We start from the raw sequence: 15,874 nt of genomic DNA, 5'->3' as shown, positions 1-15,874 counted from the left end.
CAGTCACTGTCACCAAGTCATAGCCTGCCAATTCATTCGTCAGCGCGCACCGTCCGTCCGGGAGGTCAATGATGGGTAGCCCAGCCAAACTCCGTGTCATCCAGTGGGCCACCGGCGGCGTGGGCAAAGCGGCGATCGAGTGCGTCATCAATCACCCACAGCTCGAGCTGGTGGGGTGCTGGGTGCACAGCGCTGAGAAAAACAGTGTCGACGTCGGCCGGATCGTCGGGACGCAGGAGCTCGGCGTCACCGCCACCAACAGCATCGACGAAATACTGGCGCTGGACGCCGACTGCGTCATGTACAGCCCATTGATACCCAATGACGACGAAGTGATCGCCATCCTCCGTTCCGGCAAGAACGTGGTCACCCCCGTCGGCTGGGTCTACCCCGATCCGGACAACAAGCGTCACCGGGCCGTCGCCGACGCGGCGACGGAAAGCGGTGTGACGCTGCATGGTTCGGGCATTCACCCCGGCGGCATCACCGAACGCTTCCCGCTCATGGTTTCCTCACTGTCGTCGGCGATCACCCACGTGCGTGCCGAGGAGTTCTCCGACATCCGCACCTACAACGCGCCGGACGTGGTGCGCCACATCATGGGATTCGGCGGCACCCCCGAGGAAGCGACGCAAGGGCCGATGGCCGGGCTGCTCGAAGCGGGCTTCAAACAGTCGGTCCGAATGATCGCCGATCACATGGGCTTTCGCATCGATCCCAACATCAGGACCATCCAGGACGTCGCCGTGGCGACCGCCGACATCGACTACGACGCCTTCCCGATCACGACCGGCACGGTGGCCGCGCGCCGGTTCCGCTGGCAGGCGCTGGTTGACGGCGAGCCGGTCATCACCGCCGCGGTCAACTGGCTGATGGGTGAGGAGAACCTGGACCCGGCCTGGCACTTCGGCGACCGGGGCGAGCGCTTCGAGGTGGAGATCACCGGCGACCCCGACGTGAGCCTCACCTTCAAGGGTCTGCAGCCGGAGACGATCGCGGAAGGCTTGGTGAAGAACCCCGGCGTCGTCGTCACCGCCAACCACTGCATCAACGCCATCCCCGACGTCTGCGCCGCCGAACCGGGCATCAAGACCTACCTCGACTTGCCTTTGTTCGCCGGTCGTCCGGCGCCGAACCTCGCGTCGCTACCGCTGGGGCCGGCCGGATGAGCTACAGCCACCCCGATTCGATGCGGGGGCACGTCGCCATCGTCACCGGTGCCGCCCAGGGCGTCGGAAAGGGCGTCGCCACCGCGCTGCTCGAACGCGGCGCACAGGTGCTACTGGTGGACATCCAGGAAGAGGCCCTCAACAGCACCACCACCGAACTCAAGACGATAGGACGGGTGGAACAGCTCGTCGCCGATCTTCGCGACCCGGACAGCGCGCAGCGTATCGCGGCCGCGGCGGTCGACGCATTCGGCACGGTGCACGGCTTGGTCAACAACGCGATCGCCACCAACGAGCCCAAGGCATTCGTCGACATCACCACCGAAGACCTGGCGCTCGGCTACGACGTGGGCCCGCGCGCGACGTTCCTGCTGATGCAGGCCGTGCACCCGTTGATGGTCGAGGCCGGCGGCGGGTCGATCGTGAACCTCGGTTCGGGGACGGGCACCGGCGGCGAGCCGAAGTGGGGCGGCTACGCCGCCGCCAAGGAGGGCATCCGCGGGCTGTCCAAGGTGGCCGCGCTGGAATGGGGGCGCGACAACATCCGCGTCAATGTCATCTGCCCCTTCGCCGAATCAGACGGTGTCAAGTTCTGGAAGTCGTTCGCGCCCAGGGAATACGACAAGGCCGTGGGGCGGGTTCCATTGAAGCGCATCGGGGACGTCCGCACCGACGTGGGTGCGCTGGTGGCGTTCCTACTCGGCGATGACGCCACCTTCATCACCGGGCAGACCATTCACGTCGACGGCGGGATCGGCTGCTTCCGATGACCTTTCCGACCAGGCCAGTGTCGCTCCGCGACCGGCAGCGCGCGCAGATCCGGGCCGAGATCCGGCGTGCGGCGTTTCGCCTGTTCGTCGAGCGCGGCTACGACTCGGTGACCACCGAGGAAATCGCCACGGCCGCAGGCGTTTCCCCGCGCACGTTTTTCCGGCACGTGCCCGCGAAGGAAGAGCTTCTGCTCGCACCGGTGCGCTATGGTGGCGCCGCGATCGTCAATCTCCTCGAGGGCCGGCCCGCCGCCGAGTCACCCGATGTCGCGCTGATCAACGCCATCATCACGCGCACCCGCTCATTCGAGCAGGCCGACACCGAGGAGTGGCGCGAAGCCCTGCTGGTGGTTCCCGACCTACTCGACAAGGTCACGGTGCACCGGCCGGCCGACAAGGAGCGGGCCACCAAGCTCATCGCCGAACGGATGGGCGTCGATCCCTCGGCCGATATCCGTCCCGGGCTGCTGGTCCAACTCGCCTTCGCGGCTGCCGATTTCGCCTTCCAGCAGTGGGTGCGGCAGTCCGGGAAACCGTGGCCACTGGACCGCTACGTCACCGATGCGCTGGACGCGGTCAAAAGTCCACACTGGAAGCGGAAGTAAATCCGCTCAACGGCGCCGCGCCACTTCGGGATTGGCGATCCGGATGGGCGCCCCGTCCAGCCAGGCCACCACCGATTCCACCGAGTCCGAGTAGAAGGCGCCCAGCATTTCCCGCGTGACGTACCCCAGGTGGGGAGACAGCGTCACGTTCGGAAGCAGCCGCAGCCGATGGTCTTTCGGCAGCGGCTCGGTGTCGTAGACGTCCAGCCCGGCCCCGGCAATGCGCCCGGCTTCCAGCGCGGTCAGCAAAGACGCCTCGTCGACGATCGGGCCCCTGGAGGTGTTGATCAGGTAGGCATGCGGCTTCATCAGCGCCAGCTCGGCCGCGCCGACCAGTCCCCGGGTGCGTTCCGAGAGCACCAGATGAATGGAGACCACGTCAGAGGATTCGAACAGAGCGGCCTTCTCTACGCGGCGGGCGCCCACGCTGGTGGCGGCGTCCTCGGTGAGATTCTGGCTCCACGCAATGACATCCATGCCGAAGACCCTGCCGTATTCGGCCATGCGTCTGCCGACCCTACCCAGACCGAGCAGCCCGAGGGTCTTGCCGGACAGGGTCATACCCGCGCTGCTCTGCCAGCCGCCGGCCCGCATGTTGCGATGCTCGTCGGCGAGATTGCGCACCGTCGCGATCATCAGCCCCCAGGCGAGTTCCGGCGTGGCGTCGCGCATGGACCTGAATCGGGGATGGGCGAAATCCGAGTGCGCCACCAATATCCCGTGTTCGGTCGCTGCGGCCATGTCCAGGTTCGGCAGGCTCCTGCCGACGATCGTGATCAGCTTCAGGTCCGGCAGCCGCTCGATCAGGGTGCGGGGAAAGGCCATCCGCTCACGCAGGGTGCACACCACGTCGAACGGCCGCAGCGCATCAGCCGCCTCGTCCTCGGCCAGGTGGTGGTCGAAAACGGTTACCTCGGAGCGCTTTTGCACGGGTGACCAGTCGGCAACCTGTAAGGCCACGCCCGCGTAGTCATCGAGAATCGCTACCCTGGGCATGCCGTCTCCGATCCGGTGAAGGGTTCGCCGCAACATTACGTCCCCGCCGTGCCTACCGCATACTCATCTGGTGGGGAGGCGGCTCGCTTCAGTCCTGTTCGGGCCGTTTGGTGTCGCCGGCCGGCTGGCTTAGTCAGGCACAATAATGAGCTTGCCCCGCTTGGCGAATCTGGTTTGTTCGAGTTGCGTAAGGGCTGAGATTGCTTGCGATAGTGGCACCGTTTGGGCGATGGGTAGCCGCAGCACCCCTTCGCCGGCGGCTCGCGCGACGGCCTCGATATCGGTTGTGACTGCCTTGGCGATCACGACGTGGAATGGGCCCGGCAGGGCGCTCCTGACCATGTTCGCTGGACTCGGCTTGACGCTGATGATACGACCGTTGGGCGTCAACATCTTTCGGGAGTCTCTGACCGGTAACGTGCCGGCGGTGTCCAGGACGACATCGAATCGGCGGGTGAGGGGGATGGGATCGAAGTCGAAGTCGACGATCGGATCGATACCGAGTTCGCGTGCCTCGTCCGCCGAGCCGGCCCGGCAGCTTCCCGCCACGGCCGCCCCGTGTGCCAACGCGAGTTGCACCGCCGAGCGACCCACTCCCCCAAGGCATCCGTGCACGAACACCGACTCGCCACGCTGCAGCTTCCCTTGGTTGAACAGGGCTTGGTAGGCGGTCAAACCGACAGTGGGAACGGCGGCCGCCGCCTCGAACGTCAAGGCAGCGGGCTTCCTGACGACACCCTTCTCTTCGGCGACGACCACGTCAGCGAACGCGCCTGACCACTTGATCGGCGGCCCCCCGAGCACTTCGTCGCCCACCCGCACCCGAGTCACGTCGTCGCCGACTGCCTCGACGATGCCGGCGAAGTCGTAGCCCATCCCACGTGGGAAGGTTCGGCCGGTCACCATCTTCATCGCGCCGTTTCGGATTACGAAGTCCATCGGGTTAGCAGCGGCCGCGCGCACCCGGACGAGAACATCGTCGGCGCCGAGTTTCCTGGGCTCGAAGCCTTCGAGCCGCATGACGTCCGGTCCACCGTAGCGGTGGTACTGAATTCGCTTCGTCGTGTGCATGTGAGTTCTCCGATCAGTGGTGTCGTGGTCAACGGGATAGGGGCACTGCCAGAACAGATTCGAGGAATGCCAGCGTTCTGTGATGCAGCGGAGCCGCGTTGAAGTGAGCAGACCCGTGGTCGCCGCCGACGATCTCCACCAGGTCCGCCCGGACCCCCACAGCTGTGAGTGCGCGATGCAGACGCCGACTCTGCTCGATGCCGACGCGACGATCCCTGTCCCCGTGGGCGATCAGGAAGGGTGGCGCGCCGGGATGTGCCAGGCGGCACAGGTTTCCCCGCTCAACCACCTGCGGCCGGCTTGATGGCACGAATCCGAAGAAGCGCGCCAGTGTGCTGTCGGGACCGTGCATTCGTTCGATGGCGTCGGGGTGTGCGTCTTCATCGTGTTTGAGGAAATCGGTGGGTCCGTAGTGCTCCACGACAGCAGTCAGACCACAGGACACCTCCGAGTAGGGTTCGGTGCTGCTCACCAGGTCGCTGTTGTCTCCGGCGAGCGCAACGGCGCTGATGAGATACGCGCCTGCGCTGGAACCGAAGCCCACGATGCGCTCAGAATCCAAGCTGTAGCGATCGGCGTTGATCCGCACCCAGCGCACGGCCGCAGCGACATCTTGGATGGCCGCAGGAAAGACGGCCTCGCCACTGAGCCGGTACTGGACCGAAACCACCGCCAGCCCAGCCTCGAGCAGAAACCGCCATGGGCCCATTTGCTTGCTGCCGGTGAAAAAGCCTCCCGGATGTGCGTACACGACCACGGGAACCGGTGTGGCCGCGGGATGGTGCGGGATGTGCAGATCCATGGTGAGTTGCCGAAATCCGATGCGAGTGGCGTACGGGCGATCCAGATGACTCGCTACCCCGGGGAAGACTTCGACCGGCGCCAGAGTGTCGAATTCGGGCCGGAGCACCGCCGAGAGCATTTCGTCAGGGATATCGACTGGCATGCCAGGAATGTGCAAGGGCTGACTCCTCTCGAAATACGCTGCAGTAGAGGCTATTTCCGCCTCAGGGCCCATCCGGCGCGGTCTCGACGAGGACGCCCCGGTCGCGAGTGCGTACTGGCCGTAGGCTGCGTGAAGATCCTTCATTCCGATTCCTGTCTGCGCAGAGGGTGGTATCCCGCCGATTTCACGGCACCAGGTGTCATCACACTACACCAATGCGGCACTTGGTGTCATCACTACATCTTCGCGCTTTAGAATGCGGGCATGAGTCGGTGGGAACCCAACGCGCCCGAGCGATTGGGAGCCGCGGCGGTGGAATTGTTCGCCGAGCGCGGATATGAGGACGTCACGGTCGTCGAGATCGCTGAGCGCGCGGGATTGACCAAACGGACGTTCTTTCGTCACTTCGCCGACAAACGCGAGATTCTATTCCGCGGCCAGGATGCCTACCGCGGCATGTTCGCCGACGCCATCGCCGGTGCGCCCGCCGCGGCCGGCCCCATGGAAGCGATCGGGGCCGCACTGACCGCGTTCGCCGCCGGCTTCACAGACGACCGCCGCGAATTCGTGGCCAAACGTCAAGCCGTCATCGACGCCAATCCCGAACTCAAAGAGCGAGACCTGCTCAAAGCCGCCGCCCTGACAACGGCGATAGCAGACGCGCTGGTCGCGCGCGGGGTAAAACCGCCTGTCGCGAACCTGGCCGCCAACTTCGGCGCACTCGCCCTCGGCGATGCCTTCCAGAGCTGGCTGCAACCCGGAAATCGGAAATCCATGACCGCGCTTGTCCAGCGAGCCCTCCGAGACCTCGACACCGCAATCCAAGCGCTGCGCAAAGGGCCTTGACAGTACTAGCGCGGCGAATTCAACCGAGTTTCACCGTTCCGGCTACAGCTAGGCGGCGGCGGGCGTCCCGATCTGGCCGCCCTCAGGCCGTAATCTCCGGCGGATAGGGAAGATCCGTGCTGCTGTGCGGGTCGACATGCACCGGGCGACCGAGATAGGGGAAAGCTCGCTGCGGACACGCGGGCCGGTCGCATATCTTGCAGCCCGCGCCGATCGGCACGATCGATTCGGCGTTGGTCGGATCGATTCCGACGGAGTAGATGAGGTTCTCGGCATGGGCGACGTCGCAGCCCAGTCCGATGGCGAAGGTCTTGTCCGGACCGAGATAACGGCTCGGCTCGCTCGTCGTCGTCCTGGCGATCCAGAAATACGTCCGCTCATCGGGCATCTGTGCGACTTGCGTCAGGAACTGCCCAGGCCGGGAAAACGCGTGATGCACCACCCACAGAGGGCAGTTTCCGCCGACGCGGGAAAAGTGAAATGCCGTGGCGGATTGGCGTTTTGAGATGTTCCCCGCGCTGTCGGTACGAACGAAGATGAACGGCACACCGCGGGCGCTGGGGCGTTGCAGGGTGGACAGCCGGTGGCAGACGGTTTCGAATCCCACCTCGAATCGTCTTGCCAGCTGGTCGATGTCGTAGCGGACACTTTCGGCGGCATCGAGGAATCTCTGATAGGGCAACAGCAGCGCGCCGGCGAAATAGTTGGCCAGACCGATGCGGGCCACGCCGCGCGCATCGTCACTGAGCTGATCGTCGCCGGCGATGATCCCGGTAATCAATCTCTCCTGGGTGAGCAGAGCGATCTGGGTGGCGAGCTGAAAGGCCCGCTGGCCGGGATGAAGCCACCTGGCCAAATACACGGTCTTCGAATCGGGCGCAAACAGGCGCTTGGAGTTGGGATCCAACGTTTGACCGTCGTCGATCACCACCGTGACGCCCAGCCTGGCGGCGAGCAGCTCCGCGAGCTGGCCGTCGAGACCGCCGATGCGCAAACCGTTTTCGTTGAACATGTCTTCCGCGGCGGTGTCCAGTTCGCCGATGTAGTTCTTGCGGTCGTAGAAGAAGTCGCGGACCTCTTCGAAAGGCATTGGCTGCTGGGCCATTCCCGACATGTCGACATTGGCGCGACTGTGCAGCGCTTCGAGGTCGGCGGTGGTGTCGTGCAGCCGCCGGTGCAGATTGACCAGCGTCTGGCCGACCGCGGGCATGCGGGCGACGAGCTCCTCGACTTGCGCGGGCGTGGCAGACGCATCGGCAAGGACTTCACGCAGGTCCGACACCAAGCGAGCGTCCGACTCCGGCGCGAAGTAATGCGCGGGTAAGTCGAACCGATCGGTGAGGGTGAGCAGGACCGGGACGGTGATCGGACGCTGATCGTTTTCCAGTTGATTGACGTAGCTGGTCGACAACCCCACGACGCGCGCCAGCGCCACCTGGGTCAACCCCTGCTCCTCGCGCAAACGCCGTAACCGTGCGCCGGCGAACGTCTTCGCCACCCGCCACACAGTACGCCCCGCCTTTACGCAAGATTCGCAAAACGTCGCGGTCAAGGACACATGATTACGCTTTTACAGGGCATTTACCCCGGTAGCCGCGTCTGCGTATGGTGCGAGTTATGCGGATTCACGACGTTCGAACCCGGCGCAGCGCCGACGACTTCCCCCGCGAGGAGCACCTGGCCTGGAAGTTGGCCGAGGTCGCGGCCGACCCGGTCGCCGTGCCCGCGGATACCGAGGCGATGGTGATCAACCGGATCATCGACAACGCCGCGGTATCAGCCGCGTCGATCACCCGTCGCCCAGTGGCCGCCGCCCGCGCCCAGGCGCGGGCGCACCCGTCCAAGGGCGCCAAAGTCTTCGGGATCGAGGGCGACTACTCACCGGAGTGGGCGGCCTGGGCCAACGGAGTCGCCGTGCGCGAACTGGACTTCCACGACACCTTCCTGGCCGCCGAGTACTCCCACCCGGGCGACAACATCCCCCCGCTGGTCGCGGTGGCCCAGCACCTCGGGATCAGCGGAGCCGACCTGATCCGCGGCATCGCCACCGGCTACGAGGTCCAGATCGATCTGGCCAAGGGAATCTGCTTGCACGAGCACAAGATCGATCACGTCGCTCATTTGGGCCCGTCGGTGGCCGCGGGCCTGGGCGCCATGCTGCGTCTCGACAAGGAGACCGTCTACCAGGCCATCGGTCAGGCACTGCACTTGACCACGTCCACCCGGCAGTCACGCAAGGGCCTGATCTCCAGTTGGAAGGCCTACGCGCCGGCCTGGGCCGGCAAGGTCGCCATCGAAGCCGTCGACCGCGCCATGCGCGGCGAGGCTGCGCCCGCCCCCATCTGGGAGGGCGAGGACGGGGTGATCGCATGGCTGCTCTCGGGGCCCGACCACACCTATCGGGTCCCGCTCCCCGAACCCGGTGAGCCGAAGCGCGCGATCCTGGACAGCTACACCAAGGAGCACTCCGCCGAATACCAGAGTCAGGCGCTGATCGACCTCGCCCGCCGGATGCGCGAGAGTATCGGCGATCTGGAGCAGGTCGCGACGATCGTGCTGCACACCAGCCATCACACCCACTACGTGATCGGCACCGGAGCGGGTGACCCGCAGAAGTTCGACCCGGATGCCTCCCGCGAGACGCTGGACCATTCGGTGATGTACATCTTCGCGGTCGCGCTGCAGGACGGAACCTGGCATCACGAAAGGTCTTACGCGCCGCAGCGAGCCCACCGGCCCGACACCATCGAGCTGTGGCGCACGGTCTCGACGATCGAGGATCCCGAATGGACGCGGCGCTACCACTCCACCGATCCCGCGGAGAAGGCGTTCGGCGCGCGCGCCGAAGTCACCCTGAAAAACGGTGAGGTCATCGTCGACGAGATCGCCGTCCCCGACGCACACCCGCTGGGGGCCCGGCCGTTCGGCCGCAAGCAGTACATCGGAAAGTTCAAAGAACTGGCCGAGGGCATCGTCAGCGACACCGAGCAGCAGCGGTTCCTCTCAGCGGCCGAGGCCCTGCCGGACCTGCAGGCGAGCGCGTTGGCCGCGCTCAACATCACGGTCGATCCGGTGGTGCTGGACAACGCGCCCAAAATCTCTCGGGGAATCTTCTGATGAGCGGGCCGATCTGTGGCGCCCTCCCGGCGGCGACGAAACGGGCGCGCTTCCGTGCCGCGTTGAAAGCCGGCCGCCTGCAACGGTTCCCAGGAGCCTTCTCACCGCTGGTGGCCAAGCAGATTGCCGAGCTCGGGTTCGACGGGGTGTACGTGTCGGGGGCGGCGCTGTCGGCCGACCTCGGTCTGCCCGACATCGGCTTGACCACCCTGACCGAAGTCAGCGCCCGCGGCGCACAGATCGCCTCCGTCACCGACCTGCCCACCCTGATCGATGCCGACACCGGCTTCGGTGAGCCGATGAACGCGGCGCGCACCGTGACCGTGCTGGAGGACGCCGGGCTGGCCGGTTGCCATTTGGAGGATCAGGAAAACCCGAAGCGGTGCGGGCATCTCGACGGCAAGGCCGTGGTGCCGACAGACGAGATGATCAAACGCCTGACGGCCGCCGTCGCCGCGCGGCGGGACCCGAATTTCATCATCTGCGCTCGCACCGACGCCGTTGGGATCGAAGGAATCCCCGCGGCGATCGACCGAGCCAAGGCCTATGCCGATGCGGGCGCCGACCTGATCTTCACCGAAGCGCTGCGCACCCCAGCGGAATTCGCCCAGTTCCGCGCCGCGGTGGACACGCCATTGCTGGCCAACATGACCGAGTTCGGCAAGTCGGAGCTCCTGAGCGCCCGGCAGCTGTCCGACCTCGGCTACAACGTGGTGATCTACCCCGTGACCACGCTGCGGTTGGCGATGCACGCCGTCGAGGCCGGCCTTCGTGAGATCGCCGACGCGGGAACGCAATCCGGACTCGTAGCCCGCATGCAACACCGCAGCCGCCTTTACGAGCTGCTGCGCTACGCCGATTACAACCGATTCGATTCCGATATCTACAACTTCGCGCAAGGAGCCGTGCGATGAGCGCCGTCGAAGACAGCCAACCCCGCATCTACAAGGGCCTGGCCGGTGTCGTCGTCGACACCACCGCCATCTCCAAGGTCGTCCCGGAGACCAACTCCCTGACCTATCGTGGCTACGCGGTGCAGGACCTGGCGGCGAAGTGCAGCTTTGAGCAGGTCGCCTACTTGCTATGGCACGGCGAGCTTCCCGACGACCAACAGCTCGCGCTGTTCTCCCAGCGAGAACGCGCGTCGCGCCGGCTGAACCGATCCCAGCTGTCGCTGTTGGCCAAGTTGCCCGAGACCTGCCACCCGATGGACGTGGTGCGCACCTTCATCAGTTCGATGGGTGCCGAGGACCCGGACGAGGACGACAGCAGCCCGACGGCCAACTATGCCAAGGCGATGCGGATGTTCGCGGCACTGCCCACCATCGTCGCCGCCGACATGCGCCGCCGGCGCGGCCTGGACCCCATCGCCCCGCACAGCCACATGAACTACGCGCAGAACTTCCTGCACATGTGCTTCGGTGATGTGCCCGAGCAGGTGGTGGTGGACGCCTTCGAGCAGTCGATGATCCTCTACGCCGAGCACAGCTTCAACGCGTCGACCTTCGCCGCCCGGGTGGTGACGTCCACTCAGTCCGATATCTACAGTGCGGTCACCGCGGCTATCGGCGCGCTCAAGGGCCCGCTGCACGGGGGCGCCAACGAGGCCGTCATGCGCGACATGCTCGACATCGGCACCGCCGACAAGGCCGCAGAATGGCTGCAGGGCAAGCTGGATCGCAAAGACAAGATCATGGGCTTCGGTCACCGGGTGTACAAAAACGGTGACTCGCGGGTGCCCACCATGAAGGAGGCCCTCAACCGGGTCGCCGCGGCGCGCGGCGGGCAGAAGTGGCTCGACATCTACGAAATTCTGGAGGCGGGCATGGCCGAGGTCAACGGCATCAAGCCCAACCTGGACTTCCCGACCGGGCCGGCCTACTACCTGATGGGCTTCGACATCGGCATCTTCACGCCGATCTTCGTGATGAGCCGCATTACCGGCTGGACGGCGCACATCATGGAGCAGACCGCGTCCAACGCGTTGATCCGTCCGCTGAGCGAGTATGTCGGACCTGCGCAACGCGCTCTATCGTAAAGACCGTGTTTGCGAAGGTACTTGTCGCCAATCGCGGGGAGATCGCGATCCGCGCGTTCCGCGCTGCCTACGAGCTGGAGATCGGCACGGTCGCCGTCTACCCCTACGAGGACCGCAATTCCGTGCACCGGCTGAAGGCCGACGAGTCCTACCAGATCGGTGACGAGGGCCACCCGGTCCGCGCTTACCTGTCGGTCGACGACATCGTCGCAACGGCACAGGCGTGCGGGGCGGATGCGATTTACCCCGGCTACGGCTTCTTGTCGGAGAATCCCGACTTGGCGGCGGCGTGCGCGGCGGCGGGAATCACCTTCGTCGGTCCGAGCGCGGAGGTGCTCGAGCTGACGGGCAACAAGTCGCGGGCGATCGCGGCGGCGCGGGAGGCAGGCCTTCCGGTGCTGGCTTCCTCGGCACCCTCGACGTCGGTGGATGAGTTACTGGCGGCCGCCGAGACGATGACGTTTCCGTTGTTCGTCAAGGCGGTCGCCGGCGGCGGCGGACGCGGGATGCGCCGGGTGATCGACGCCTCGTCGCTGCCGGAGGCGATCGAGGCGGCCAGCCGAGAAGCCGAGTCCGCGTTCGGGGATGCCTCGGTGTTTCTGGAGCAGGCGGTGATCAATCCGCGCCACATCGAGGTGCAGATCCTGGCCGACACCCAGGGCAACGTCATGCACCTCTACGAGCGGGACTGCAGCGTGCAGCGCCGGCACCAGAAGGTCGTCGAGATAGCGCCGGCACCCAACCTCGACCCTGAACTGCGCCAACAGATCTGCGCGGACGCGGTGGCTTTCGCACGCAACATCGGCTATACGTGTGCCGGCACCGTGGAATTCCTGCTCGATGAACGCGGCAATCACGTGTTCATCGAGATGAATCCCCGCATCCAGGTGGAGCACACGGTCACCGAGGAGATCACCGATGTCGACCTGGTGTCGGCGCAGCTGCGGATCGCCGGCGGGCAGAGCCTGGAAGACATTGGTTTGAGCCAGGATTCGGTCGTTCCACACGGCGCGGCGCTGCAGTGCCGGATCACCACCGAGGATCCGGCGAACGGTTTCCGCCCGGACACCGGCCGGATCACCGCCTACCGCACCCCGGGCGGCGCGGGCATCCGGTTGGACGGCGGCACGACGCTCGGCGCCGACATCAGCGCCCACTTCGACTCGATGCTGATCAAGCTCACGTGCCGGGGCCGCGACTTCGCGACCGCGGTGCGCCGGGCGCGACGGGCGGTCGCGGAGTTCCGGATCCGGGGCGTCTCGACGAATATCCCGTTCCTGCAAGCGGTCCTGGATGACCCGGACTTTCAGGCCGGCCGAATCACGACGTCGTTCATCGAGGAGCGCCCGCAGCTGCTGACCGCCCGCAGCTCCGCCGACCGCGGCACCAAGATTCTCAACTACCTGGCCGACGTGACCGTCAACAAGCCACACGGTGAGCGTCCATCCGCGGTGTACCCACACGACAAGCTGCCCGACATCGACCTTTCGGTCGAGCCCCCGGCCGGCTCCAAGCAGCGGTTGGCCGAGCTCGGGCCGGAGCGCTTTGCGGCCTGGTTACGCGAGTCGCGCGGCGTGGGCGTCACCGATACCACCTTCCGCGACGCGCACCAATCCCTGCTCGCCACCCGGGTCCGCACCAGCGGCCTGATCAAGGTCGCGCCCTACATCGCCCGGACCACACCGCAACTGCTGTCGATCGAATGCTGGGGAGGCGCGACTTACGATGTGGCGCTGCGGTTCCTGAAGGAAGACCCGTGGGACCGGCTGGCAACGCTACGCGAGGCGTTGCCCAACATCTGCCTGCAGATGCTGCTGCGCGGGCGCAACACCGTTGGTTACACGCCGTATCCGGAGACGGTCACGACGGCGTTCGTCGAAGAAGCGACGGCGACGGGCATCGACATCTTCCGGATCTTCGATGCGCTGAACAACGTCGACTCGATGCGACCCGCCATCGACGCAGTGCGGGAAACCGGTGCGGCGGTGGCCGAGGTCGCGATGTCCTACACCGGGGATCTCAGCGATCCGGCCGAAAAGCTGTACACGCTCGACTATTACCTGAAACTGGCCGAACAGATCGTCGACGCGGGTGCGCACGTGCTGGCGATCAAGGACATGGCCGGCCTGCTGCGCGCGCCGGCGGCGACGACGCTGGTCTCGGCGCTCAAGTCCCGATTCGACCTGCCGGTGCACGTGCATACCCACGACACCCCGGGTGGGCAGCTGGCGACCTATGTGGCGGCCTGGCAGGCGGGGGCCGACGCCGTCGACGGCGCCGCGGCCCCGCTCGCGGGCACCACCAGCCAGCCCGCGCTGTCGTCGATTGTGGCCGCCGCGGCCAACACCGCCTACGACACCGGGCTGTCGCTGCCGGCGGTGTGCGACCTGGAGCCGTATTGGGAGGCACTTCGAAAGGTGTACGCGCCCTTTGAATCCGGGCTCCCCGCCCCGACGGGACGCGTCTATCACCACGAGATTCCGGGCGGCCAGCTGTCGAACCTGCGCCAGCAGGCCATTGCGCTGGGGCTCGGTGACCGGTTCGAGGACATCGAAAACGCCTACGCCGGAGCCGATGCCATCCTCGGACACCTGGTCAAGGTCACCCCCTCGAGCAAGGTCGTCGGCGACCTGGCGCTGGCGCTGGTGGGCGCGGGCGTGAGCGCGCAAGATTTCGCCGACGATCCCGCACGGTACGACATCCCGGATTCCGTGATCGGTTTCCTGCGCGGAGAACTCGGTGACCCACCGGGCGGGTGGCCCGAGCCGTTGCGCACCAAGGCTTTAGCGGGGCGCGGTCCGGCCAGGCCCGAGCAGGCGCTGTCGGCTGACGACGAGAAGGCGTTGGCGACCCCGGGCGTCGCGCGGCAGGCGGCGCTGAACCGGCTCCTGTTCCCCGGGCCCACCAAGGAACTCGAGGACCATCGCGAACAGTACGGGGACACCTCTGGCCTGAGCGCCAACCAGTTCTTCTACGGATTGCGACACGGGGATGAACACCGGGTCGAGCTGGAGCGCGGTGTCGAGCTGCTGATCGGCCTGGAGGCCGTCTCGGATGCCGACGAACGCGGCATGCGCACCGTGATGTGCATCCTCAACGGTCAGCTACGGCCCGTCGTGGTGCGTGATCGCAGCATCGCCTCGGACGTACCGGCCGCCGAGAAGGCCGATCGTGCCAACCCGGATCACGTCGCAGCGCCCTTTGCCGGCGTCGTGACCGTGACGGCCGACGTCGGCGAGGAAGTCGAAGCCGGCCAAACGATCGCGACCATCGAGGCGATGAAGATGGAGGCCGCCGTCACCACCCCGAAGGCCGGGAAGGTCGCACGCATCGCGGTCTCGCAGACCGCACAGGTGGAGGGTGGCGACCTGTTGATGGTAATCGACTAACTAGGGCCGTTGATCAGGGCCGCTCGCGCCAGCGTCTGCTCCGCCTGCTTCACGTGCGCGGCGTCCACGAGGACGCCGTTTACGCCGACCGCGCCGCGGCCCTTGGCCTCGGCTTCGCGGTAGGCAGCGACATTGCCTTGCGCCCTGGCGATTTCGTCGGCCGTCGGCGCATAGACCTCGTTGGCGACGGGAACCTGGTCGGGGTGGATGGCCCACTTGCCGGTGTAGCCCAGCAACGACGCGCGTCGCGCGTCGCGCGCGTAGCCCGCAAGGTCACGGTAGTCGGGATACGGCGCGTCGATCGCGTCGATGCCGGCGATGCGCGCGGCCACGATCACCTTGTTGCGCGCGTAAGCCCAGAATTCGCCGGGGTATTCACCGAGCGGCGCGAAGTTGGTGTCCACCCGGGCGCCCTGGGACAACGAGAAATCGCCCACACCGAAGATCAGGGCGTCCAGGCGTGGGCTGGCCGCCGCGATCTCTTCGGCGTTGGCCAGGCCCTCCACCTCCTCGATGAGAACTTCGAGCCGAATGCGGTGATCCAGGCCGAGTTTCGCTTCCAGCTGGGTGAGCAGCACGTCCACCCACCACACGTCGCGGGCCCGGCGGGCCTTCGGGATGATGATCGTGTCGAGGTTCTGGCCGGCCTTGGTCACCACGTCGACGACGTCGTCGTGACACCACTGGGTGTCCAGGCCGTTGATCCGGATGGCGCGGGCGGTGCGGCCCCAGTCGATGTCGTTGAGCGCGGCGATCGACTTGGCGCGCGACTTTTCCTTGAACGCCACCGGAACCGCGTCCTCGAGGTCGAGGAACACCAGGTCGGCGCCGCACCGGGCGCCCTTGTCGAACATGTTGTCGTTGCTCGCGGGCACCGCGAGTTCGGAGCGACGGAGCAGATCGGTCACTGGTGGAGTTTCCTTCTTC

General features: G+C 66.2%; 13 protein-coding genes. 8 read left to right on the top strand and 5 right to left on the bottom strand.

The genetic code is table 11. The features are described from left to right. Nucleotides 1-71 precede the first annotated feature (71 nt). The 3 genes from AC5Y4T_RS20330 to AC5Y4T_RS20320 are packed head-to-tail and all read left to right on the top strand — an operon-like array spanning nt 72 to nt 2,544. Nucleotides 72-1,169 (top strand): NAD(P)H-dependent amine dehydrogenase family protein, encoded by a 1,098-nt coding sequence (locus tag AC5Y4T_RS20330; protein ID WP_499917186.1) that lies wholly within the window; start codon nt 72-74, stop codon nt 1,167-1,169. Then, nucleotides 1,166-1,939: an SDR family NAD(P)-dependent oxidoreductase gene (locus AC5Y4T_RS20325; protein WP_499917187.1), complete on the top strand. Its 774-nt coding sequence runs from the start codon at nt 1,166-1,168 to the stop codon at nt 1,937-1,939. The genes AC5Y4T_RS20330 and AC5Y4T_RS20325 overlap by 4 nt, the downstream gene beginning before the upstream one ends. Continuing rightward, nucleotides 1,936-2,544: a TetR/AcrR family transcriptional regulator gene (locus AC5Y4T_RS20320; RefSeq protein ID WP_499917188.1), complete on the top strand. Its 609-nt coding sequence runs from the start codon at nt 1,936-1,938 to the stop codon at nt 2,542-2,544. The genes AC5Y4T_RS20325 and AC5Y4T_RS20320 overlap by 4 nt, the downstream gene beginning before the upstream one ends. 6 nt (nt 2,545-2,550) lie before the next feature. Here AC5Y4T_RS20320 and AC5Y4T_RS20315 read toward each other — a convergent pair whose 3' ends face one another. From AC5Y4T_RS20315 to AC5Y4T_RS20305, 3 genes are all read right to left on the bottom strand, one after another. After that, a complete protein-coding gene (locus AC5Y4T_RS20315) occupies nt 2,551-3,540 on the bottom strand; it encodes a D-2-hydroxyacid dehydrogenase family protein (RefSeq protein WP_499917189.1) in 990 nt (329 codons plus the stop codon). Between the two features lie 129 nt (nt 3,541-3,669). Continuing rightward, entirely contained in the window at nt 3,670-4,611 is a 942-nt protein-coding gene (locus tag AC5Y4T_RS20310) for an NADP-dependent oxidoreductase (RefSeq protein WP_499917190.1), read from the bottom strand. A 28-nt stretch (nt 4,612-4,639) separates the two neighbouring features. Continuing rightward, the gene (locus AC5Y4T_RS20305) at nt 4,640-5,557 is read right to left on the bottom strand and encodes an alpha/beta hydrolase fold domain-containing protein (RefSeq protein ID WP_499917191.1); all 918 of its coding nucleotides are present in this window, start codon (nt 5,555-5,557) and stop codon (nt 4,640-4,642) included. 264 nt (nt 5,558-5,821) lie between these two features. Between AC5Y4T_RS20305 and AC5Y4T_RS20300 the strand changes: the two genes are divergently transcribed. Beyond that, the gene (locus tag AC5Y4T_RS20300) at nt 5,822-6,403 is read left to right on the top strand and encodes a TetR/AcrR family transcriptional regulator (protein WP_499917192.1); all 582 of its coding nucleotides are present in this window, start codon (nt 5,822-5,824) and stop codon (nt 6,401-6,403) included. Between the two features lie 82 nt (nt 6,404-6,485). On the opposite strand, the gene AC5Y4T_RS20295 is transcribed toward AC5Y4T_RS20300, so the two are convergent. Continuing rightward, complete coding sequence (locus tag AC5Y4T_RS20295; protein WP_499917193.1) at nt 6,486-7,910, bottom strand: short-chain fatty acyl-CoA regulator family protein; 1,425 nt, start codon at nt 7,908-7,910, stop codon at nt 6,486-6,488. A gap of 110 nt (nt 7,911-8,020) precedes the next feature. Here AC5Y4T_RS20295 and prpD point away from each other — a divergent pair, with 110 nt between their 5' ends. From prpD to AC5Y4T_RS20275, 4 genes are read left to right on the top strand one after another with little or no spacing between them, the layout of a single operon-like run. Beyond that, the gene (prpD, locus tag AC5Y4T_RS20290) at nt 8,021-9,520 is read left to right on the top strand and encodes a 2-methylcitrate dehydratase PrpD (RefSeq protein ID WP_499917194.1); all 1,500 of its coding nucleotides are present in this window, start codon (nt 8,021-8,023) and stop codon (nt 9,518-9,520) included. Beyond that, nucleotides 9,520-10,434, top strand: coding sequence for a methylisocitrate lyase (gene prpB / locus AC5Y4T_RS20285; protein WP_499917195.1), 915 nt, complete (start codon nt 9,520-9,522; stop codon nt 10,432-10,434). The genes prpD and prpB overlap by 1 nt, the downstream gene beginning before the upstream one ends. Next, nucleotides 10,431-11,558, top strand: coding sequence for a bifunctional 2-methylcitrate synthase/citrate synthase (locus tag AC5Y4T_RS20280; protein ID WP_499955091.1), 1,128 nt, complete (start codon nt 10,431-10,433; stop codon nt 11,556-11,558). The genes prpB and AC5Y4T_RS20280 overlap by 4 nt, the downstream gene beginning before the upstream one ends. A gap of 5 nt (nt 11,559-11,563) precedes the next feature. After that, nucleotides 11,564-14,947: a pyruvate carboxylase gene (locus tag AC5Y4T_RS20275; protein ID WP_499917197.1), complete on the top strand. Its 3,384-nt coding sequence runs from the start codon at nt 11,564-11,566 to the stop codon at nt 14,945-14,947. Here the strand turns inward: AC5Y4T_RS20275 and AC5Y4T_RS20270 are convergent. Beyond that, nucleotides 14,944-15,855, bottom strand: coding sequence for an HpcH/HpaI aldolase/citrate lyase family protein (locus AC5Y4T_RS20270; protein ID WP_499955089.1), 912 nt, complete (start codon nt 15,853-15,855; stop codon nt 14,944-14,946). The two genes, AC5Y4T_RS20275 and AC5Y4T_RS20270, sit on opposite strands and share 4 nt — an antisense overlap. Between the last annotated feature and the right edge of the window lie 19 nt (nt 15,856-15,874).

Source organism: Mycobacterium sp. NGS11 (assembly GCF_059813315.1).
Note: the sequence above shows the minus strand (reverse complement) of the source record. Positions and strands in the feature narration are given on the sequence as shown.